This window comes from Robertmurraya siralis (assembly GCF_005502275.1).
Classification (GTDB): Bacteria; Bacillota; Bacilli; order Bacillales; family Cytobacillaceae; genus Robertmurraya; species Robertmurraya siralis.
This window is the reverse complement of the sequence record NZ_SWLZ01000007.1, coordinates 104242-127505: the sequence shown is the minus strand read 5'-3', so window position 1 is coordinate 127505 and position 23264 is coordinate 104242. Positions and strand designations below refer to the sequence as shown.

The following is a 23264-nucleotide window of genomic DNA, read 5'->3' as shown; positions in this document are numbered from 1 at the left end:
ACTACTGTTCATACAAATGGCAAGCAACATAGTGTCCTTCACTTACATTAATTAGTTCTGGCCGCTCAAGAGCACATCTTTCATGTGCCTTAGGACATCGCGTTCTAAATGCGCAACCGGATGGAGGATTAGAAGGACTTGGAAGATCACCTTTCAAAATAATTTTTTCACGCTTATTGAGCACATCCGTTGAAGGAACTGCTGATAATAAAGCCTCTGTATATGGATGTAAGGGAGTTTCATAGAGATTTTTCTTAGGTGCTATTTCTGCTATTCTCCCAAGATACATAACCGCTACCCGATCACTGATATGTTTAACGACACTTAAATCATGAGCAATAAATAAATAGGTTAAATTAAACTCATCTTGTAGATCAGCCATTAAATTTAATACTTGAGCCTGAATCGATACGTCTAAAGCTGAAACTGGTTCATCGCATATAATAAACTTTGGATTTAATGCCAGCGCTCTAGCAATGCTAATTCTTTGCCTTTGACCTCCTGAAAACTCATGGGGATATTTTAAGCGAGAGTCGGGTCTTAAACCTACCTTCTCTAAAAGGCTAATCGCTTTTTCTCTTCTCTCGTTCTTATTTAAAGATGTTTGTACTAAAAGCGGTTCTTCAATTAGTTCTTGAACATTCATCTTTGGATTAAGGGACGCAAACGGATCCTGAAATACAATTTGCATATCCTTTCTAAACGGACGTAGCTGCCGGTTCGACAATCGAGAAATATCTTCATTTTCAAACAAAATTTGACCTTCGGTTGGTTCCATCAACCGAAGAATTACACGACCTAATGTCGATTTCCCTGAACCCGATTCTCCAACAACCCCTAAAGTTTCGCCTCGTATAATACTTAAAGTAATATCATCGACTGCTTTGACATGTCCAACTGTCCGTTTGAGAACCCCGCCTTTAATCGGAAAGTATTTTTTTAAATTTTTTGCTTCTACTATAAAATCATTTTTTGTCTCTATTTTTAGTTCCTTTTCTATTACTGACACCAGTTAGCCCCCTTATTCATACAGATAGCATCGGACATTATGACCCGACTCAACAGTTACTAGTTCAGGATTTGCCGCTCTACACTTATCCATCACATGTGGGCAACGATCAGAAAATCTGCAGCCAGCCGGAAACTCATGCGCAGCCGGTACCATTCCTTTAATCGCACCTAATCTATCAACCTCTTTTTCAAGGCTTGGCAAACTTTCAAGCAAACCATTTGTATATGGATGCTTCGGATTTAAGAAAAGGTTTTCCACCGTAGTTTGCTCTACGATTTGTCCTCCGTACATGACCATGACCCGATCCGCATACTCAGCAACCACCCCTAAATCGTGAGTTATAAGCAATACAGCCATATTAAATTTCTTCTTCATCGCATCCATAATGTCGAGAATTTGCGCTTGTATCGTTACATCAAGAGCAGTTGTTGGCTCGTCAGCAATCAAAAGCTTAGGATCACATGAGATCGCAATAGCGATCATTGCCCGTTGCCTCATTCCTCCAGAAAGCTGATGCGGGTATTCCTTCATTGTCTCTTCCGCTCGAGGAAATCCAACAAGCTTTAATAAGTCAATCGCCTTTTTATCTGCCTCCGCTTTTGACACCTTCTTATGTCTTATAAGCGTTTCAGTTATTTGATTGCCAATTGTAAAAACGGGGTTTAACGCAGTCATTGGCTCTTGAAAGATCATCCCAATCTCCCTGCCACGAACCTGCGTCATTTGTTTATCCGTAAAATTCACCAAATCTTTACCATCAAATAAAATTTGTCCCTCTTCTATTTTTCCTGGCTTTCCAATCAATTTCATAATGGAGAGAGAAGTTATACTCTTGCCACTCCCCGATTCACCAACAAGGGCAACAGTCTCACCTGAATTTACAGAAAAGTTAACACCATCTACTGCTTTTGCAACTCTTTTTCCTTCTAAATAAAAATAAGTCTTTAGCCCTTTAACATCCAATAACGTTTTTTGTGTCATTAACTGCACCTCAACTTAATATCTTCTCGGTTATTTAGCTTTGGATTATTTGTATCGATTAAACCTTCGCAATGTCGTTCGGTGAGAACAAAAGCAAGTACAATCATTCTTTATCTTTAGGTTTCCTCTACTTGCTACAAGACTTTTGCACTAATTTCACCTCAAAAAGAGGGAGAAAAAATAACTGAATAGCAATGATTAGCAAAAGTATACTATCACGTTTTAATTTTTGCAATATAGGGAAAAATGAAAGTAATTGTAATTTTCGATTAAATTTCGGGCGACGAAGGAATTTTTATTATTTTATTTTTCGGAATAATTAATTTTTACAGCATTGCAAAAGTTTTCTTACAATAGTAAAAAATACGAAAAATGGTTAATTTACATATAATCTCAATTTCATTTCTTTAATTTCTAATAATTTTTACGTTTATCTTTATTCTCCCTTGCAAACATCATATTAACTAATTATTCATTAATATTTATGAAAATTCATTTCATTTTTCTGTAAACTTTTTTTCGAACCATTAATTTTCCTTGTCAGATCATCTTACAAATTCTCTCTTTTATACGATTGATACCCCGCTAGTTATTATTGTATTTTTATTCGCTTCTTCATCTTTTGTATGAACATGAATGAATTGAATCATACTAAGATGAAAATAGATCTGCAAGTGAAAGGGTTGCTTATAAATGCTATCAAATGAACAGCTTTTAACATTTAAATCGCAATTGGAACGGCAAAAAAAGGATCTCGAAAATAGATACGAGGCAAATGACCACCTTAATTTACGCGACGGACATTATCATGAATCGGTTGGCGAACTTTCTAGTTACGATAATCATCCCGCTGATGAAGGCTCTGAACTGTATGAACGAGAAAAAGATATCGCACTTAGTGAGCATTACCGAAATGAATTAAGCGACATTTCGAAGGCACTTCAAGCAATCGAGCATGGTACATACGGCAGGTGTGAAATTTGCGGAAAGGAAATTGCCCTGCAGCGTTTGGAAGCATTACCAACCACCACCTATTGCATCGAGCATTCACCTGACCAAATTACCTCCCATGAGCGCCCCATTGAAGAAGGCGTTTTGATGCCACCATTCGGCAAGTTTGACATGGATGAACAAGATGAAACCGTCGCATTCGATGCTGAAGATGCGTGGCAAGAGGTAGAGAGCTGGGGAACTTCTGAAACACCATCCGATTTTGTCAAAGTGGAAGATCATTATAATGATGTTTATGTTGAGTCTGAAGAGAACATCGGCTATGTTGAAGACTATGAGAATTTTGTCGGCAATGATATAGAAGGCAAAAATATCACTGTTTATCCAAATCCGCAGCATGAGCGCTACGAAGAAATGCTAGACGAAGAAGGCATCATGACATCATTTGGAGATTTGCCTGCCTATGAACATGAACCTTATGTTGAGGATAGTGAAAAACGGGACAAGTAACATTGTCCCGTTTTTATGTTTATTACTTTTACACCTTTCCTTGTAATCGAAAAAAAGAGGTATATACGTCTTTACTTGATTTTTTCGACTATTATTCGAGAAAGGAGAAAATAGGGAAATTAACAGGAGAGCCCGAATGGAAGATATCTATTCGAACCGTACATGCTTGATAAACTGTTTGTTTGTCCGGATGCTTCCTCTATTCGGACAATAAACGCATAATACTCTTGGTGAATGGCCAAATCTTGCACCCATTCGGACAGAGCAAGCTCCATTAATAGAGCAATTCAAATATTTCATTTAATTGTTCGACTCTTTTTGAATCGTTTACTTCTCTCGCATGATTTATTTCATCTGGCAAAATTTTATTTAAATAGTCAATTTGTTCACTTGTAAGCTCCTGAACAAAGGATTCTTCCGATATAAAATCATTTCGCTTTATCATGGCATAGATTTCTTTACAAAGATCAGAGCGATCTGTGTAATTTGAGAGAATTTCCTTTAAATAGCCGAGCGATTGATTCATACATATATCATTCCTTTCGCAATCTCTCTTCACTAATTAGAATGCTCCTTCTCGGATGAAATCATCGGTTTTTTTATTTCTTATTATTGACAATCATGTTGTTCGCTTATATAATTTATCTTAAGTTAAAATATCTTGAATTTGAGATAAATTAATTTGAGATAATAAAAAAAGGGAGAGATTTATCAATGACAAAAACAAAATGGGCATTAGACACTGCACATAGCAGTGTAGACTTTTCAGTAAAACATATGATGTTTGCAAACGTAAAAGGTTCCTTTAATGAATTCGATGCTTCAATTGAGGCCGATCCAGCTGACTTAACAACTGCATCCATCGAATTTACAATCAATACAGCTAGTGTTGATACACGCAATAATGATCGTGATGCACACCTTCGTTCAGCTGATTTCTTTGATGTAGAAAACTTTCCAAAAATGACTTTCAAGGCTACGTCGATTACAAAGACAGATGATGGAGAATATGATGTAACTGGTGACTTAACGATTAAAGAGACAACAAAGCCACAAACGTTTACAGTCACTTACGGAGGAACTGGTAAAGATCCATGGGGAAATGAAAAAGTCGGTTTTGCTGTAGAAGGCAGCATTAATCGTAGTGAATTTGGGCTTACATGGAACGCTGCACTTGAAACTGGCGGTGTTCTTGTAGGAGATAAAATCAAAATTTCATTAGACCTGCAAGCAGCAAAAAGTGAATAAAAGCAAGCGAAACTGTAGATCATTCAGCGATCTACAGTTTTTTGTTTGTTTATCATTGGAAAAAAATGGTCAAACTAAAGATGAAATCACAAAGTTTTGGGGATGAAAAAATTTATGTCACATAATTTTTTTTCGCACTTTATTAGGATGCCTTTCTTTTTACGTCTTCTTTTTATTGCTATATTCGTCCTCCTCACCTTCGGCTTGTTTGCCTATTTATTAGAGCCTGAAACATTCACAACTCTTTTTGATGGAATTTGGTGGGCAATCATTACCGCTTCAACAGTAGGTTATGGAGATTTTGTACCAAAAACGATTTTAGGAAAAATAATAGGAATTTTACTAATTTTATTAGGTGTAGGGTTTGTATCTTCCTATTTTGTTACGTTGGCATCATCTACTGTAAAGCAGCAAAATGACTATATCGAGGGAAAAATAATGTTTAAAGGAAAAGATCATAAAATGATTATCGGTTGGAATGAACGCTCAAAAACAATCATTGAAAAGCTTTTACATAGTGGAAAGAGCGGTTTAATTGTTTTAATCGACCAAACACTTCAATCCAATCCATTTTCTGATTACCATGTTCATTTTATTAAAGGAAGGGCAAATAGTGATCAAATTCTGAAAAAGGCAAATATATATAATGCGAAAAAAGTTCTCATTACAGCAGATCAAAGTAAAGATGAACTTCAAGCAGATATGGATACAATTTTAACCTTATTAGCCATAAAAGGCTTGAATCCAACTGTCTACACAGTAGCTGAAATATTAACCTCTGAACAAGCAGTTAACGCACTTCGTGCGGGGGCAGATGAATTGATTAAAACCAATTTAATCACGAGTACTGTCATGACAAGCTGTCTTCATTCCAGCGAAAAAGTCGATGCTCTCATGATGTTGCTTGAACAATTTAACGGCAGTCGTTTTGTTTTTCAATCGCCAACTGCTTTTATCGGAAAAAACTTCATTGAAACAAATGAAAAGTTGCTTAAAGACGGTTCTCTTTTATTCGGGGTTAAAAGAGGGGGAGAAACAATCATTAATCCTCCCCATCCTTTTATTCTTAAAGAAAATGATATTCTTTTGGTCATTTCGGCCACTTCATAAATTTACAGTATGCTTTCAAGCTCTGAAACGAGGAATTGCCCCATTTCAAGGAACTGTCTCGGAAATAGAGCATCCTTATTTTCTGGAGATTGGAATTGATTAATTGTGGCGGTAATATTGCCGACCTCCGCTTCTTCATCAATTCCACCTTCATATTGATGAGAAAGTAAAAAGGGTCTTCCTAATTTGACCGTACAAACGGAAGAATCTAACTGCCCTTCAACAACTTGAAACGGTACTCGTAAAAACTGATAACCTTCCTTATCATCCATCTTATAATCAAAAAAGCCATGATCGTAATCCCAGTTCCCTCCTATCGAGTAGCCGATTGGTTTAAGCAGCCGTTCCAAATCGTCTAGGTGGTATTCTTTTCCTTCAATACTCGAAGGCACCTCGATCATAAAAAATCCCCCTTCGAAACTTTTTCTTAGTTTCTCCAAGGGGGATTTCGTTTATTTTGTTAATTTTTTCCTTTTTATTGTTTATAATCGTTTCTCAAGCTCTTCTTTCTTTTCCTCAAAGCCAGGTTTACCTAATAAAGCAAACATATTTACCTTATAGGCTTCAACGCCAGGTTGATCAAAAGGGTTCACCCCTAATAAATAGCCGCTCATGGCACATGCTTTCTCAAAAAAGTAAGCAAGGTATCCGAATGAATACTCGTCAAGCTTTGGAATTGTTACCGTTAGATTTGGAACGCCGCCATCGGTATGGGCAAGCAATGTCCCTTCGAATGCTTTATTATTTACAAAATCAACTGTTTTTCCAGCAAGATAGTTGAGTCCATCTAAATCGCTTTCCGCTTCCTCAATCGTAAGCTCATGACGAGGCTCTTCAACTTTGATAATCGTTTCAAACAGATCACGTCGACCTTCTTGAACGTATTGGCCTAGTGAATGTAAATCTGTTGAGAAATTAGCTGATGATGGGAAAATTCCCTTTTGATCTTTCCCTTCGCTCTCGCCGAACAATTGCTTCCACCATTCTGAAAAATATTGTAGCGAAGGCTCATAATTGATCAGCATTTCAATTGTTTTTCCTTTGTTATAAAGAAGATTACGCACTGCCGCATATTGATACGCTTGATTACTTTCAAGCTCAGATGAACTATATTCTTCACGGGCATCTGCAGCACCTTTCATCATGGCATCAATATCGGCTCCACTTACTGCAATTGGAAGTAGCCCGACCGCAGTTAATACTGAATAACGCCCTCCTACATCATCTGGAATAACAAAGGATTCATAGCCTTCTTCTGCAGCCAGCGTTTTTAAGGCTCCACGCGCTTTATCAGTTGTTGCATAAATACGTTTTCTTGCTTCATCAATTCCATATTTTTCTTCAAGTAATTTACGGAAAATACGAAATGCAATCGCAGGCTCTGTTGTTGTTCCAGATTTTGAAATGACATTAATCGAAAAATCTTTTCCATCTAATAGATCCATAACATCTCTCATATAAGTAGAGCTGATGTTGTTACCGACAAAAATAATTTGCGGTGTTTGACGCTTTTCTTTATCAAGGACATTATAAAAACTATGCTTGAGCATATCGATTGCCGCTCTTGCCCCTAAATAAGAACCTCCAATGCCAATAACAAGTAAAACATCTGAATCCGCCTTAATTTTAGCAGCAGATTTTTTAATGCGGGCAAATTCTTCCTTATCATAGTCAACAGGAAGATCAATCCAACCTAAGAAATCATGACCAGCTCCTGTTTTTTCATGCAAAGAATGGTGAGCCACCTTTACTAGATCTCTTAAGTATGTAATTTCATGTTCTCCAAAAAAACTTAGTGCTTTGGAATAATCAAAACGAACTTGTGCCATAGTTGTCCTCCATCTTTAACATATTCATATATACTTTAACGAAAGCGCGCGCGGTTAGCAAGAAATGGTGAGAAAAACACTTCATTTTGAGCTGTTTTTTCACTTTTCTTCCTTATTATATAGCAAGCTTTTATAATGAAGCGCGGTAAATGGCTAAAACATCATCGCGATTGAGCTTCTTAAAGCGACCAAATTCACCGTTGATCATCGCCTTGTCCGCCATTAATTCTAGTTTGCTGTCATCAATATCATAATCAGCTAATCGAGAAGGAGCTCCAATGCTATTCCAGAACTGACGCAGCTTCTCAATACCTTCTAGACCAGCTTCTTCAGCGCTCTTCCCTTCTGGATCTACTCCGAATACGCGAACAGCAAGCTGCTTAAAGCGTTCTGGCTTTACCTTTAAATTATGCTTCATCCAATTTGGAAAAAGGATTGCAAGCCCTCCCCCATGAGGAATATCATAAACAGCGGAAACTGCATGCTCAATATTATGCGTTGCCCAATCTCCTTGATAACCCATTGACAGCATGCCGTTCAGCGCCATTGTCCCGTTATATAAAATCGTTGCGCGCAAATCATAATTTTCAAGATCAGCTAAAAGCTGTGGAGCCGTCTCCATTACAGTAATCAATAAAGATTCGCACATTCTATCCTGCAATAACGTGTTTTCTTGTAGATGGAAATAATGTTCAAATACATGAGACATCATATCAACAATTCCATATATCGTTTGCTCCTTTGGAACCGTATACGTATGAACAGGATCTAATATTGAAAATGTCGGAAAAGTTACTGCGCTTCCCCAGCCATATTTCTCGTTCGTCTCCCAATTTGTAATAACAGAACCCGAATTCATTTCCGAACCAGTTGCCGCAAGGGTTAAAACTGTTCCAAATGGAAGAGCTTCATGAGCAACAGCCTTTTTCGTCACCAGCTCCCACGCATCACCATCGTATTTCGCACCGGCTGCTATCGCCTTCGTACAATCAATTACACTTCCACCACCGACAGCTAAAATAAATTCGATTCCTTCTGATTTACAAATGTCTACCCCTTTTCTAACTGTAGAGATGCGCGGATTCGGTTCAACACCAGAAAGCTCAAAAATATCTGCTTTAATTTCTTGAAGTAAGTTTATGACTTGAGCGTAAAGTCCGCTTTTTTTAATGCTGCCACCTCCATAAATAAGCAACACTTTTCTACCGTATTTTGGAACTTCCTCTTTCAACTGTACAAGCTGACCCTTACCAAATATAAGCTTTGTTGGGTTCCAATATGTAAAATTTTGCATGTTCATGTCTCCTTTCGTTATCAATAATATTATCTTCCATCTTAGTAGGTAATGCAAAAATTTGTGTTTAAAATTCAAGGAGGAGAATGTTCAAACATACAGACGTTTAATGAAGTACATTCCACCCAAAAAATGATATGCAAAAAATCCTTGCATACTCCTTGCAAGGATTTTTCACAAATATTCCCGTTTTTATTCTACTTCCTTAACTTAACACTTTCGTAATACGTTCAATCGCCCAATCCAAGTCTTCCTCGCTGATGACTAAAGGTGGAGCAAAGCGGATGACAGTATCATGCGTTTCCTTACATAATAAGCCTTCATCCTTTAATTTCTCACAATAAGGACGAGCTTCCTCATGAAGCTCCACTCCAATGAACAATCCTCTTCCACGTACTTCTTTAATAATTGGATTCTCGATTTCCTTTAGCTTACTTTTAAAATATTCACCCAGCTTTAACGATCTTTCAGCCAGGTTTTCTTTGACAAGAACATTTAAAGAAGCAATGGAGACAGCGCAAGCCATCGGATTTCCGCCAAATGTCGAGCCGTGGGAGCCTGGATTGAATACACCAAGAATATCTCTATCAGCGACGACACAAGAGATTGGAAAAACGCCTCCTCCCAGCGCCTTTCCTAAAATATACATATCCGGCTGTACATCTTCCCATTCACAAGCAAACATTTTTCCTGAGCGGGCAAGTCCAGCTTGAATTTCATCAGCAATAAAAAGGACTTCATTTTCTTTACAAAGTTCATATGCCTTTTTCAAAAAGCCTTCGGGCGGAATGACAATCCCAGCTTCCCCTTGTATAGGCTCAATTAGAAAAGCAGCAGTATTGCTCGTAATGGCGTTTTTCAAAGCCTCTAAATCTCCGTATGGGATGAGCTTGATTCCCGGAAGCATTGGACCGAAACCGCGCTTATATTCATCCTCTGAGGACAAGGAAACAGCAGTCATCGTTCTTCCATGGAAATTGCCGATACAGGCAATGATCTCTGCTTCATTTTCGACAACACCTTTCACATCATACGCCCAACGTCGCGCTGCTTTCACCGCCGTTTCTACTGCTTCTGCCCCCGTGTTCATCGGCAAAGCCATTTCCTTCTTTGTTAGCTGACACACCAATTCGTACCAAGGTCCAAGCTGATCATTATGAAATGCACGAGAAGTGAGCGTGACCCTATCAGCTTGTTCTTTTAATGCTTGAATAATTTCTGGATGGCGATGCCCCTGATTAACAGCAGAATAGGCACTGAGCATATCCATATACTTATTCCCCTCAGGATCTTCAACCCATACTCCTTCAGCCTTTGAAACAACGATTGGAAGGGGATGATAATTATTTGCACCGTATTTATCTGTTTTTTCGATTATCGCTTTGGACTTGTCTCCGACGATCATGAATGAACACTCCTTTTTATTATCATTTATAAATACTATCTTAATCTAATGCAAGTTTTATGCCATTATAATATCCTTACGATGGAGACTATTTGGTTATTTTGCACGCAAATTTTTTTTGCTACAATATTCAATTTTGCAAAATTTATTTGCAGTAGATAAAATGAAGAAAAAGAATTGCTGGGAGGGAGGAAGAAAAATGGACCAGAACTATGAAATATATGAAACCGTTCTCGACTCAATCGATATAGGAGTACATGTTATTGATTCAAACGGTAAAACAATTATATACAATAAGAAAATGAGTGAAATCGAAGGGATGAAAATTGAAGATGTAATCGAGAAAAGGCTTCAAGAAGTCTTCTCCTTCCATCAAAACGGAGAAAGCACTTTGCTAAAAGTGTTACAACACAAGAAAAAAATTACCAATATTAGACAATCTTATTTTAATAATAAAGGACAGGAAATCACAACCATTAATAATTCATATCCGATTATGAAGGGCGAGACTTTAATCGGTGCCATGGAAATTGCAAGAGATGTAACGAAAATTGAAAAGTTACTGCAGGATCATATTTTCAATAAAGGCGAAGCAAAAATTACCTTTGAAAGCTTAATTGGTTCTGATAAAGCATTCACCGATGTAATTGAGTCCAGCAAAAGAGCAACACGAACAAATTCAACTATCCTTATCATCGGCGAAACCGGTACAGGCAAGGAGCTCTTTGCTCAAAGTATTCATCAAGGCAGCATTCGGGCATCACGTCCACTGATTACACAAAACTGCGCTGCGATTCCTGAAACCTTAATGGAAGCTATATTATTCGGTACAAGAAAAGGCGCATTTACAGGTGCGGTTGAACGACCTGGACTGTTTGAGCAAGCGGAAGGTGGCACCTTATTATTAGATGAAATTAACTCGCTTGATCTCTCATTGCAAGCAAAGCTATTGAGAGTCATTCAAGAAAAGAAAGTCAGAAGAATCGGTGATACAAAAGATCGGCCGGTTGATGTTCGGATTATTGCCACCATTAACGAAGACCCGATTGATGCAATCACAAATGGCCGGATGAGAAAGGATTTATTTTATCGCCTCAGTGTTGTGTCCTTATTTATTCCCCCTCTGCGGGAAAGAAAAGGCGATATTCCAGAACTTATACAATTCTTCATCCAGAAATATAATCATTTGTTTGGGATGAATATCACTGGGATTGATAAAGCATTATTAGATCATTTTCTTGAATACGATTGGCCTGGAAATGTTCGTGAACTTGAGCATCTCATTGAAGGAGCCATGAATCTTGTGCATGAGGAACAGATGCTAACAGTCTCCCATCTTCCAAACCATATCCGTTACAAGCCTCCCTTTAGAAAGGATGCTGTCACCTATTCAGCAGACTTAAACACATTACAGAAAGGAATCACCCTCGAGCAATTTTTACACGACGCCGAACGTTCTTTTTTAAAAAGGGCGTTAGCACAACACAATGGGAATATTTCACAAACAGCAAAAACACTGGGAATGAGTCGACAAAATCTCCAGTACAGATTGCGAAAAATAAAAAGCGGGAGCTAAACATACAAGATTACGCCGATTTAAACTACTAATGGACAAAAAAAAGCAAGTGAGGATGAAATGGCTATTCATCTTCGCTCGCTTTTTTGAATTGGACTTAGACTTTACAGTCAGTTCTTTTGTACAAATTTAACGTTGAGATTGTTCGATCCACTCTTGAAGTTTATCTTTAAGAGTATTGAAGCCTTGCGGTGCTTCCTCTTGCTTGAATGCTGCAGCTGCTTGGCGACGACGAGGTGCTCTTTTCTCCTTCGGTGCTTCCGTTTGAGCCGGAGCCTCTTGAGTAGCACGGATGGATAAACCAATCTTTCCTGCTTCTTCGTCAATGGAAAGTACTTTTACAGAAACTTCATCTCCTACTTTTAAATGCTCGTTAATATCTTTAACAAAACCGTGAGTAACTTCAGATATATGAACTAGTCCTTGTGTATTTTCATCAATTGCAACAAACGCTCCGTACGGCTGGATTCCCGTTACCTTTCCAGTAACAACACTTCCTACTTCAATCTTTTCAGTCATGTAAACACTCCTAAGTTATGATATATTTTTATACTTTACCCTACTCTATAGGCGATAACCCTATAATTTTAGGGAATTTGCCTTAGAGTACAACCAACCTTAGTAATCATAAACGAGACAAATATTCCGTCCACATATTCTACTTGTCCTTCTTATATAAATGATGATTACTTCCTAAGATTGATATCACTTTATACGCAATATAAAATTATATCATAACATAGTTTTTTTTTCAAAAAAGGGAAAACTGTAACTGTAAGATTTTAATTAACTTTTATTTCATGTTCTCTCAATGCTATTTTAATATCCATTCATTTTATTATTTCTTAAACATCTTATAATCCCACCCTTACACTTTGAACAATATTATTGATAAAACTCATCAACGCTGGCATATAAGAAAGCTTAGCAAAAAATAAATCTGTAAATTAAAGAAACACGATAAGAAAATTTATGATAAACTTATCTAACAAACGGAGTAACGTATCGAATTGTCCGAGTATAGACAATATACTTAGTAGTAGATGATAACAAATAGGAGATGAATATATGCTTAAACGGATTCGAAATAAAATAAATGCCATACAAGAAGCGGAAATGGAGCTAGATAATATTTATACAATCTTACCTCCACCAGGTACCATTATTGGTGAGGCTACAGAAGAGGAAATGGAAAAAGCAGCTGAACTTGAAATAAAACACATGGCTTTTATTAGATTGCAGGACATGAATATCCATTTTGAAGGTGCTTCATATCGAGAATTATTAAGAGATTTTCAGGAATTCGAAACAGAATCAAGTCAATTTTGGAGAGGTGTAGCAAAACGGCTAGCCGTTCCATATGAATGGCCGATTAGAATCGACCATGCAAACGGCCCTATTTATCTGGGGGAACACGAGATAATTGAAGAATTAGAAGAAGAGAGAGCAGATTAATTAATTTTGCATACTTAATGCGCCAACCTATTGGTTGGTGCTTTTTTTTCAAAACATGCTCAGCCATCTTAAAGACGAACAATACGATTGTTGAACATTCAAGAGAGTAATGACTTCAAGTCCTTTGTACTGCAAACGGATAGAAAAAACAGACTTGAAGTGCACATTCATGAAATTGACTAACCTATAAACTGACATCAGTATTTGATTATTTTTTCTTTAATGTGAGCACATTTACTTCCGGTGGATTGTAAAATCGAAAATTCAAAAACGAAATTGCATCACTGCTACCTAAACCTGTACTAACATATTGTTGAATTCCATTATAGTTCCACAAGCCCTTGACCCGATCCTGAGGTGGAAAAAAACCGTCCCACAAATAATAAGGCTCGGGGATAAACACAGCACCAATGTACGGCAGGCGAATCTGCCCTCCATGATAATGACCAGCTATCAATAAATCATATGCCCACAAACGTTCCTCTTCTTTTAAGAGATCGATTCTGTCGTCAGGGATGGGGTAATGATTTAAGGCGATGAGCACTTCTGAATCGAAATACTGCTCTAACATCAGCAACCTCTCAATGTAGGGATCGAGCTTTTTATCCTGCTCACTCTGCTCTAATAACGCGATGGAATTTTCAAAATAGGTAAAATATAAGTTGGAGGAACCGACTTTCACTTTTTCAATTGTGTCTAACAATTTTATACCGCGCTCTTCCATTCCCTTAATAAAACGGTCTCTTTCATATACTTCCTTTTCCCCAATGATAAAGCTTTGTGGGTCCGTATTTCCTGGTACGAAATAGGCAATATTCTTCTTTCTTATTCCTTCAATCAAAGTATAAAACGGAGCATAATTGTTGCTTTCTGGTGAAACAAGCATATCTCCGGTAAACACAATCGCGTCATAGTTGATGGAATTAATCATATTTATCAGCTTACTCTGTTCTTTTCCAAAGACTTTTTCATGTAAATCTGTTATTTGCACAATTGTGAAACCTTCCAAGTCTTCAGGAAGCTCTCGAATAGGAATGGACTCCTCTACAACAACAATCCGATTGTTTTCCCAAATTATATATCCGCACATGATCATCAAGATGATCATCATGGCCCATAATTTTTTCCTGAGCAAAGTTTTCATAAAATACAGATGCTCCTTTGTTTCATCTCGACTTTTTATCAATAACTGCAAAAGCGCTGTTTTTTACCTAATATCAACAGCATTTTAAAACGAAGGCTATGCTATATGATTCTGTTGATTTTTGGCTCATTTCGTGAGAAAGCTTGTTTTCTCCCTCGTTTCATCGAGTCAGAGCGAAAATGAGCAAATAATGGCATGATCAACAATATTTTTTAACACAACCAAAAAGAGAAGAAACTTTGCACGACGACAATTTCCATGCGCTTTGTTCTTTTTCTCAGCCTTCGATACAATGGTTTTTCCACAAACGCATATACAAATACACCACCTATCATTGAAGCTGTAATAAGCAAAATAGCTAACATGATGTTAGGAATAGCCAATGATGAAGCAGTACTAAAGAAAATACTTATAGCAGACATGGAGGTGAAATGGGTTAAATAAATCGAAAATGAAGCATCACCTAATAACTTAGCTAGCCTTGGAATGCGGATTTCCTTTTGTAAATCCAGCGACGAAAAACCAAGAATAAGAAGAACAGATGCAATTGTCGTAGTATATGGCAAATCAATGGGAAGAAAACGATTTTGTTCATTGATCCATGCCAAAGGAAAGCCCGCAAGTCCAATAATCACCATAATCGTTGAAATCTTCACACTAATTTCAACTCTTAAAATAACATAGGCGCATAAGAATCCGAGCAAAAAAATGAGATTATTAAAATTGAACAAATAATTTATAAAATAATTTGTACTGGACAATATATGTAAACTGAAAAACAAAGATAGCATTGCCCATAGAACGGGAAGAAACAGGGAAAGCCATTTGTTTTTAAAAAAGAGCAGACCAATGATTAAATAAAAAAAGACCGTATGAACCAACGACCACGCCACGCCTAATATCGGCGGTCTCCCATCAGGAAAGAGCAGCAAGGAAGAGAGTATATGCCCGATTTCTCGTTCATTTCCGGAACCAAGATTAGGATAGATGAAATAAATAGGTAATATCATGAACGTGATCATCCAATACAGTGGATAGATTCTAATGAATCTGTGGTATAAATACTCTTTTAATTTTGAAGGATCGCCAAAGCTTTGATGATACAAGTAATACACCATAAAGCCTGAGAGGGCGAAAAAATAGTACACTCCTCCTGAACGGTCAACATTAGATAGATGCAAAAAATCGTAATGGAAGTAAGTAGTTAGAAAAGCTTTGGCATGCAATAAAATGACAAAAAACGGGACCAGGACTCTTGAAAATTGAATTAAATTCAAATGTTTCCTCATCACAACGTCCTCTTTCCATCTGGAAATTTAATTTCTATCTTATATTGCGATTGCTCCTTACCATTTTGGAAGATTTTTTAAAAGCCGATAGCAGTAAACGAACGATCACGATTACAAAACAAGATAATGGTCATATTTTATAAGAATTTTTCCTTCTTGATAATTTACTTCATCACGGACATTGGCGATATTTTGCAAGTTAGTGACTAAATTTTTGACAAAGTTTTGCCCCATTGCATGAGCATGGAGATAGCCGCCACCGAATCTTGGATTAATTTCGGAAATCACATATCCCTGCTCCGTATAAAAGCAATCAATATCAATTGGACCGACTGGCTGCAAAACTTCCAATAATGCGGTCATAAGCTCCCTTAGCCTTGGATCTTTGACAGCAACCGATTTGTCTGTTTCACCAGCCCTCATTTTTATTTTTTTCTTCATAAAAATATTCGTTGCTTCTTTTGTAATCAAATCTATATAGCAATCGACCCCAAATTCTTCACCTTCAATAAAAGGCTGAATCACAACATCATGGTTATAAAAGAATTGAAGCTGCGTAATTGTGGTGACATATTGTATCCCCATGCTTGCACTGCCGTTTCTCGGTTTAATGATTAAAGGAAAACGCAGGATTCCTTTCCCTAAAGCGCTTCTCACTTCCTCTATATTTGTATAAGTAGGAATGTGAGGAAGCCCATGCTCCTGCAAAAACGTCGAAGTCAAATATTTATCAAAACAAATTTCTATTATCGGCTCGTCTGAAACAATCACCGCGACACCATCTTCTTTAAATTTTTCCTTGTAACGAGCCAACAATGAAAGCTCTGGATCGATCAACGATAGAACAGCCGAAATCTCATACTTCTTGCATAACGCCTTAATTTCCTGAACATAGTCATGCTGATCAATTCGAGGAACAATTTCAAATTGATCAGCAAAGTACAGCGCTGGTGCAGTTGGATCACAATCAACGGCAACAACCTTGCCATTGATTTCATTTAACTCCCTTTTGAAATATTCAATCAATTTAACACGTCTTCCTACACTGCATATTAATATATTCATAGCTTTCTCCTTTTTAGTGACTCCACACTAATAAAAATGTCAATACCCCCGACAGTAATAAAAACGCTGGGAATATAGATAAATAGCGTCTACTTATTTGACTGAACGCTGGAATTATGAACACCAGAGATAATGCAAAAGCAGCAGCAAGAACTCCCACATAATGGATGGTGAGCAGCACATAAACTAAATACATAATCGGGGTGATAAACAGGCATGAAAAAATAACGATCATTAAAGAGACTACTTTTTTCATTATGCTTTTCTTTATCCTCAAGAAAACATTGACTCCAATCAGAGCAAATAAATATGGCCAAACAAAGATATAACTAGAATCTTGATAAAGAAAACTGCTTACGACGATTAAAATTAACCATCCTAATAATGATCCCATGAAAAAATTCAGCCCTTTTATAGCATCTAGTATGAAACAATAAGCACCAGTAAGAAGGGCAGCAATCATGAATAGAATTGAGATAAATAAAGGATTACTCAATTTTGGATAAGCACCGATTGACCATAGATCGGAACCGGTCAACGCTGAATAAAGTTTTAATAACCCTTCTGCTGCAAAATAAGAGAAAGCCACACTTAAAACGCAGAAAAGAAAACCAAACAGGATTCTTGCTGTGGTCATCTCTTGTTTTCTTATCCCATGCACGCATGTTAAAATAAAGAGAAAAATAGCCGCAATCATGATTGGAATGACGTACTGCTTCCCATAAAAGACGACCTTTTCGGCAAACAGGTTGAAAAATAGGCTGGAGCCATCTTCTTTCGCCTCCAGTTCCATGTTTCCGAAATGATGAACTAATTCAAGCATATTTTCACCATGATGCTGGAGACTTTTGATACTTAAATTTTCAATAGAGTCTTCGGGAGAATGGTAGCCATATGTGCCTTCAAAAAAGGCAAAATTCAACCCATACATTCCATGTGATTTATATAAAGTTAAATCTGTTTCGTTCGGCATCATTCTATATAAATCGGAAATAAAGGAATGAGCGATTGGATGGGAGCTCCCTTTCGCAAACTCTTCTATTAATCTTTCATTATGTTCATTCGTTTCAAATAAAACTGAAGGACCTTCACTTCCTCTCGCCTCAAAATTTAAGACAATTCCTATATCGTGCACCCACGGATGCTCGTTAACAAACGCTTGCGCTCCCAGTAACCCCAATTCTTCACCGTCAGAAAGGAGAATAATAACATCATTTTTTAATGGTTCTCCTTCCTGCAAAATCCGAACCGTTTCCAAAATGGCCGCCACAGCCGCTCCATCATCAGCAGCGCCAGGACTATTATGTTCCGAATCATAATGGGCTGTTAGCATAATCGCTTGCGAGGAATTCTGTCCCGGTATTCTTGCTAAAATGTTCTCAACGATGCCATCAAAGGGTTCACCCCATGAAAAAAGAGAGTCTGCAACTGTCTGTATTTCCGGAGAGAGCCCTAGCCCCTCCAAAGCGTTCACTAAATAATCTCTGACTCTTTCATGTTCAGGTGAGCCAACAGGATGCGGGCTGATTGCAAAGTTCTCCAAATATCGCAAGGCCCGCTCTGCTGAAAATTGCTCTGCGTTAGCTTGAAGCGGTTTCACCTCCGGTCCACGAAACTGCAGAAAACCGAGGTAAACAGCAATGATGCATGTCACCAAGATCGCAAAAATATAGAGGACATTTGCAAGAAGATACTTTCTTTCGCTAATAGGGACTGTTCTTCTTAATTCTTCTTTCATGCTTTCCCTCTTTCCTCAATTTAAAAACGATAAATATTTTCATTGAAGGCATCTGCAAGCGTCTCTTTTTTTCTAATAAGAAAAGCCTGTCCCTTTTCCCTTGCTACTACAGCAGGACGCTCTTTAATAAAAAGTGGATTCAAGACGAGCGTATACGCTCCGACCTGCTCAAAAATGAGATAGTCCCCTTGCTGTGGAAGAGTTCCATGTACGTTATGCGCTAAATAATCTCGTTCCATGCACGTATAGCCAACGATATGAAATAAATGCTCGAGCTTTGAGTTATGATTTTTTGCAACAATTTTAAAAGGAAGATTACTTTTATGCATAGTAGGTTTAATATTGTAGGCACTTCCATCAACAAGGATAAAACTAGTCCCCTGCACGCGCTTATGTTCCATTACTTGGCAAGCGAAGCTCATCGTATTCGCAACCATCGAAACACCCGGTTCCAATATTAATTTGGGCTTATTGCTCGCCCCAGCAAATTCATTTCTCATTACTGAGCCAATTGCCGCAGCATAATCATCGAAGGAAGGAACGGTCCTATTAAAGCTCTTTGGCAGCTCTCCGTATATTCCTCCGCCAATATCAATAAACTGGAGTGTTTCATTAATGTATTTTTTTGCAAGCTGACACAGTCTTTCTGTTTTGTGACGAAAAAAAGCCAGAGAGCGCGTTCTTGTTGAAAAATGCCCATGCAAGCCAATTATTTTTACTTGCGCTATTTTTTTCAACTCGTAAATCGCCCTTTCTAAATCTCCATTTTCTACTGAAAACCCAAATCTACTGACATCATAGCCATCCTGTAAAATACTCTCGCCATCCTCCATTAACGCAAAATTCACCCTCACCCCAAGCGAAATAGAGCGCGACGGATTTTCAGAGGCATACTGTTTCACGTAGTCTATTTCATAAAATGAATCTAAATTAATGATGCTTTCTTGCTGCAGAGCAAAATAAATATCTTCTTTACTCTTTATCGGTCCATTGAAAATAATATGCTTACCGTTCTCGCCTAATCGAAGAGCAAGATCATACTCCAATCTTGAAACAACCTCTGAATAAGCACCTAATGAAATTAACTTTTTACATAAAGCAGGTAAATAATTGGTTTTATAAGAATAAGCAATAATGAAATTGTTATATTGCTTTTTAAATGCTTGATTGATTTTATGATAGTTATTCTCCAACTGATCGAGATCAAGTAGAAAAAAAGCGCCTCCGCAGCTCTTTGCTAAAGACTGAACGATTTCATAATTCATGTTCTTTCCCATCAAATCTATTACTAAATTGCGATCTTGTACTGAGCTTTTCAAAACAGGCCTCCTCAATATTTGTGTGCAACCAATTCATTTGCTCGATCTAGTTTCACTCGGGCTTTAAAATACTCCACAACCTCTTTGTCGAACTGTTCATTAAACTTCCGCGCAAAAAACATATTAGAGTTTTCAATTAAAGCTCTGTCTCCGATATGCAAACATTGCGGCGAATTTCTTTCTTTCAGCGATTCCCCCCATTTTAAAAAATAGAGGTTAGTATTAATGACCTTTTCTTTGTAAGTGGAATTTAAAAGAAGCGTATGAAAAAAACTCTCATCTGGTACTAATGAATGTTCAAAAAAAGGATAGTACCAGCGATTCTTATTCAGAAAGTCAATGATAAAAACAGCCGCCTCAAACGGGATTGTGAACCATTGCGACCCTTTGTAAAGCGTGAAATGCTCAGGGAAATACCTTCTGTTTGGCAGAATATGTACGCCTCGTTTGTAAAGCAAAAGCAATAACCGGCGCAATAGGCGTAAAGGATGATAATTAGCGTAACGATTTCGGACGATTTTTGGCCATTGTATTTTTACCATCCCGAAATCTTTCTCTTGTAGCGTCCGATATGCTAAAAAGAGAGAATTTCTATGCTCTGCTAAAAATTGTTTAAAACCATTTCTCACTAATAAATCCTGCCCGCTTCTTAAGCAAACAAAATCATAGTGAACGTCCGAATTGCAAACAGCTTCTAATAAAAGAAGCGTAGCGTCAACCTGACTAATGTCACCCCAGCTTACAGCCACTCTTTCTTCTAAAATCGTTATATGAGGATGCCGAATAATTCTTTCCCTCATGCTTGGATCGCTTTTCGCATCAATATGAATAAATACATCCGCTGCCTCCTCTTCGACTAGCTGCATTAAAAATTTATTCAACTGTTCAGGATGATTATGCACAAGCAACATAAAAGCGGTCTTTGCCGTTCCCTTCAATTTCAAGACTCCTTTTTAAGAAAATAGCTTTATATTTCGTCCATTTTTGACTTTGTCTGTCCAATCCTCGTTTTTTATACCGAACATTTCTCAGAAAAATCAACAATGATTCTTATTTGTATACATTATAGTTCTTTATAAAGAACAATTCAATCGTTTTGTCCCATTCTATACGCTGGAAAATAGCTTTTTTCACTCGACTTGATTGCTGGCTTTGTAAGCTCGCTATATTTCTTTTCATTAATAATATGTTTGCCTAGGTAATAATCAAAAGAGGCTTTGTTCGTAAATGAGGTTTTAAAGCGATACAATTCATCCTCATCTAAATACCCACCTCCTAAATGAAGAAACTTGGAATGGCACATTTTTGCATATTCAATCATCGCGTCAAATAAGAGATGATTCGGTCGTAAGGACAAGAATTCTGCTCTCGATGCACCGAGATGATAATGGGCAAATTGATTGCCTATTAACAGCAGCACTCCAGCGATCATCTCTGAATGACTCCATGCTAGCAAAAGCACTGACTTGCTCAAATTTGTGTCCATTAATTGCTTATGAAAATAGGAACGATCAAAATAATAAAATTTTGATGCTTTATGGCGATCCATCGTTTCATAATACATATTTGTAAATTGATCAATTTCCTCTTTGCTGTTCGCAACGGAAATCGTCACCTCGTTTTTAACGGCCTTCCGAATATTTCTTTTCGCATTCTTTGAATATTGACTTCTAATTTCGTCCAGCGAAAGGGACAAATCAACAGCTGTTGTTTTCCGCACATAATCCGTCTTCATAACTTCTTTTATATATTCATGATTTTTTAAGAGTGGATGGAGTGTGACTGTCTCAGAAACAATATTTTGTTTGAGACAATACTCGGTAAATAATGAATAAAACGAGCGAATAATCGTCGGATCCCCCTCAACTAACGGACCACCATATCCATATGGTGTAATAAGGTCAAAATATAATTCCCCGGTACCATCAATGCCTCTTTTTATAAATGAATAAAAGACCTTTCCATTTTCATTTTCAAAATAAATCGCGTTCGGTGTGCCATTTTGAATAACAGCAAATAACTCTGCATACTCTTTTGTATAATAAACATCAAGATTCGAGAACCGAGCTAAAAAAGGGCTCCAATCATCTGCTGATCTAAGCAAATGAAGCTGTTCGAGAAGGGAGGAATTAGCACTCATATCCATGCTCCTTCCAGTCCGTCCACATATTTTTTTAAGTAATAAGAAACAGTCTGTTCCATTCCCTCTTGCAAAGAATATTTGTGAACAAAGCCAAGTTCTTCGCAAAGTTTGCGATCATCAATCGCATAGCGAAAATCATGACCTGGACGATCGCTCACATACTGTATTAATTCTTTATAACTTGTAAGATGGTAACTTTTGAGCTGCTCGGACAGAACTTGATCAAGAACTTCACAAATCATCGTTGCAATCTCTATATTTTTCCTTTCATTATGACCACCAATTACATACGTTTCACCAGCTTTGCCCTTTACAAAAACTTTTTCTATTGCTCGGCAATGCTCAGTAACAAAAAGCCAATCCCGGACATTTTCTCCATTTCCGTAAATGGGAATCGGCTTTAATGCGAGTGCCCTTCGGATAATCGTCGGAATAAGCTTCTCATCATGCTGTCTTGGACCAAAATTGTTCGAGCAATTAGTCGTAACCACATTCAAGCCAAAGGTCTCAAAATAACTGCGGACGATCATATCGGCAGAAGCCTTGCTAGCTGAATACGGGCTATTCGGCGCATACTTCGTTTCTTCTGTAAAATGGCCTGTTTTTCCAAGACTTCCATACACCTCATCTGTTGAAATATGATGAAATCTTGCATGTGCAAACCCTTTTTTATAAACACCGATTCCATCCATCCAATAATTTCGCGCCGCTTCTAATAACGTATAGGTACCGATAATATTACTTTGCAAAAAAGGCCTTGGATTTTCGATTGATTTATCAACATGAGATTCTGCAGCAAAATGGATCACTCCGTCAATTTTATAATTCTCAAAAATCTTTGCGACAAGATTTTCATCACAAATATCTCCGTGAACAAAGGAATAACGTGGGTCATTCTCCACCGCCTCCACATTACGAAGATTTCCGGCATACGTTAATTTATCCAAATTAACAATATAAAGATCATTCCTAACGTTTGACAGCATATAGGAAATAAAATTAGAACCGATAAAACCAGCCCCACCCGTAACCAATAAATTCATCCGATCTCTCCACCTCTTTATTTATGAAGCTTACGTTAGACACACACCTATTTTTCTTTATCAGTCATACTCCAGTAAATTACTCTGGCTTTCAAAAGGCATTGGCAAAACGAAAGGTGAAAATAATACTTAGGCCTTCACAAATCGCCATA

General features: G+C 37.5%; 21 protein-coding genes. 5 read left to right on the top strand and 16 right to left on the bottom strand.

Annotated features, from left to right (window positions below; translation table 11 throughout):
• Position 1: 1 nt before the first annotated feature.
• Both FCJ93_RS11315 and FCJ93_RS11310 read right to left on the bottom strand, forming a co-directional pair.
• The gene (locus FCJ93_RS11315; RefSeq protein ID WP_095314349.1) at positions 2-1009 is read right to left on the bottom strand and encodes an ABC transporter ATP-binding protein; all 1008 of its coding nucleotides are present in this window, start codon (positions 1007-1009) and stop codon (positions 2-4) included.
• A gap of 12 nt (positions 1010-1021) precedes the next feature.
• Positions 1022-1993 (bottom strand): ABC transporter ATP-binding protein, encoded by a 972-nt coding sequence (locus FCJ93_RS11310; RefSeq protein ID WP_095314347.1) that lies wholly within the window; start codon positions 1991-1993, stop codon positions 1022-1024.
• A 693-nt stretch (positions 1994-2686) separates the two neighbouring features.
• On the opposite strand from FCJ93_RS11310, the gene FCJ93_RS11305 reads away from it, so the two are divergent.
• Positions 2687-3454 (top strand): TraR/DksA C4-type zinc finger protein, encoded by a 768-nt coding sequence (locus tag FCJ93_RS11305; RefSeq protein WP_095314345.1) that lies wholly within the window; start codon positions 2687-2689, stop codon positions 3452-3454.
• Between the two features lie 274 nt (positions 3455-3728).
• On the opposite strand, the gene FCJ93_RS11300 is transcribed toward FCJ93_RS11305, so the two are convergent.
• The gene (locus FCJ93_RS11300) at positions 3729-4013 is read right to left on the bottom strand and encodes a sigma-G-dependent sporulation-specific acid-soluble spore protein CsgA (RefSeq protein WP_235879452.1); all 285 of its coding nucleotides are present in this window, start codon (positions 4011-4013) and stop codon (positions 3729-3731) included.
• A gap of 155 nt (positions 4014-4168) precedes the next feature.
• On the opposite strand from FCJ93_RS11300, the gene FCJ93_RS11295 reads away from it, so the two are divergent.
• Both FCJ93_RS11295 and FCJ93_RS11290 read left to right on the top strand, forming a co-directional pair.
• Positions 4169-4702, top strand: coding sequence for a YceI family protein (locus FCJ93_RS11295; RefSeq protein ID WP_095314341.1), 534 nt, complete (start codon positions 4169-4171; stop codon positions 4700-4702).
• Positions 4703-4816: 114 nt separating this feature from the next.
• On the top strand, positions 4817-5812 hold the full coding sequence (locus tag FCJ93_RS11290) for a potassium channel family protein (RefSeq protein WP_095314339.1): 996 nt from the start codon (positions 4817-4819) through the stop codon (positions 5810-5812).
• A 2-nt stretch (positions 5813-5814) separates the two neighbouring features.
• Here the strand turns inward: FCJ93_RS11290 and FCJ93_RS11285 are convergent, their stop codons facing one another.
• From FCJ93_RS11285 to FCJ93_RS11270, 4 genes are all read right to left on the bottom strand, one after another.
• Complete coding sequence (locus tag FCJ93_RS11285) at positions 5815-6213, bottom strand: YugN-like family protein (protein ID WP_137743717.1); 399 nt, start codon at positions 6211-6213, stop codon at positions 5815-5817.
• 81 nt (positions 6214-6294) lie between these two features.
• Positions 6295-7641, bottom strand: coding sequence for a glucose-6-phosphate isomerase (locus FCJ93_RS11280; protein WP_137743716.1), 1347 nt, complete (start codon positions 7639-7641; stop codon positions 6295-6297).
• A gap of 130 nt (positions 7642-7771) precedes the next feature.
• Positions 7772-8935, bottom strand: coding sequence for an iron-containing alcohol dehydrogenase (locus tag FCJ93_RS11275; RefSeq protein ID WP_137743715.1), 1164 nt, complete (start codon positions 8933-8935; stop codon positions 7772-7774).
• 205 nt (positions 8936-9140) lie between these two features.
• Positions 9141-10340 carry an ornithine--oxo-acid transaminase gene (locus FCJ93_RS11270; RefSeq protein ID WP_137743714.1) on the bottom strand — a complete coding sequence of 400 codons (1200 nt, stop codon included), beginning with the start codon at positions 10338-10340 and terminating at the stop codon, positions 9141-9143.
• Between the two features lie 199 nt (positions 10341-10539).
• Here FCJ93_RS11270 and FCJ93_RS11265 point away from each other — a divergent pair, with 199 nt between their 5' ends.
• Complete coding sequence (locus FCJ93_RS11265) at positions 10540-11916, top strand: sigma-54 interaction domain-containing protein (RefSeq protein WP_137743713.1); 1377 nt, start codon at positions 10540-10542, stop codon at positions 11914-11916.
• 129 nt (positions 11917-12045) lie between these two features.
• On the opposite strand, the gene yugI is transcribed toward FCJ93_RS11265, so the two are convergent.
• Positions 12046-12435 carry a S1 domain-containing post-transcriptional regulator GSP13 gene (gene yugI / locus FCJ93_RS11260; RefSeq protein WP_095314328.1) on the bottom strand — a complete coding sequence of 130 codons (390 nt, stop codon included), beginning with the start codon at positions 12433-12435 and terminating at the stop codon, positions 12046-12048.
• Between the two features lie 549 nt (positions 12436-12984).
• Between yugI and FCJ93_RS11255 the strand changes: the two genes are divergently transcribed.
• Entirely contained in the window at positions 12985-13371 is a 387-nt protein-coding gene (locus FCJ93_RS11255) for a hypothetical protein (protein WP_095314326.1), read from the top strand.
• A gap of 208 nt (positions 13372-13579) precedes the next feature.
• Here the strand turns inward: FCJ93_RS11255 and FCJ93_RS11250 are convergent, their stop codons facing one another.
• From FCJ93_RS11250 to rfbB, 8 genes are all read right to left on the bottom strand, one after another.
• Positions 13580-14515, bottom strand: coding sequence for a metallophosphoesterase (locus FCJ93_RS11250; RefSeq protein ID WP_137743712.1), 936 nt, complete (start codon positions 14513-14515; stop codon positions 13580-13582).
• 212 nt (positions 14516-14727) lie between these two features.
• Positions 14728-15804 (bottom strand): acyltransferase family protein, encoded by a 1077-nt coding sequence (locus FCJ93_RS11245; RefSeq protein ID WP_095314321.1) that lies wholly within the window; start codon positions 15802-15804, stop codon positions 14728-14730.
• 111 nt (positions 15805-15915) lie between these two features.
• Complete coding sequence (locus FCJ93_RS11240; RefSeq protein ID WP_137743711.1) at positions 15916-16869, bottom strand: ATP-grasp domain-containing protein; 954 nt, start codon at positions 16867-16869, stop codon at positions 15916-15918.
• A 13-nt stretch (positions 16870-16882) separates the two neighbouring features.
• The gene (locus tag FCJ93_RS11235; protein ID WP_137743710.1) at positions 16883-18607 is read right to left on the bottom strand and encodes a M28 family peptidase; all 1725 of its coding nucleotides are present in this window, start codon (positions 18605-18607) and stop codon (positions 16883-16885) included.
• Positions 18608-18627: 20 nt separating this feature from the next.
• Positions 18628-19926 carry a type III PLP-dependent enzyme domain-containing protein gene (locus FCJ93_RS11230; RefSeq protein WP_235879451.1) on the bottom strand — a complete coding sequence of 433 codons (1299 nt, stop codon included), beginning with the start codon at positions 19924-19926 and terminating at the stop codon, positions 18628-18630.
• Positions 19927-19937: 11 nt separating this feature from the next.
• Positions 19938-20864 carry a beta-1,6-N-acetylglucosaminyltransferase gene (locus FCJ93_RS11225; protein WP_137743709.1) on the bottom strand — a complete coding sequence of 309 codons (927 nt, stop codon included), beginning with the start codon at positions 20862-20864 and terminating at the stop codon, positions 19938-19940.
• Between the two features lie 149 nt (positions 20865-21013).
• Positions 21014-22066, bottom strand: a complete 1053-nt coding sequence (locus FCJ93_RS11220) for a lipid II:glycine glycyltransferase FemX (RefSeq protein ID WP_170211291.1) — start codon at positions 22064-22066, stop codon at positions 21014-21016.
• Positions 22063-23112: a dTDP-glucose 4,6-dehydratase gene (gene rfbB, locus FCJ93_RS11215; protein WP_095314311.1), complete on the bottom strand. Its 1050-nt coding sequence runs from the start codon at positions 23110-23112 to the stop codon at positions 22063-22065. Before rfbB ends, FCJ93_RS11220 begins: the two co-directional genes overlap by 4 nt.
• Between the last annotated feature and the right edge of the window lie 152 nt (positions 23113-23264).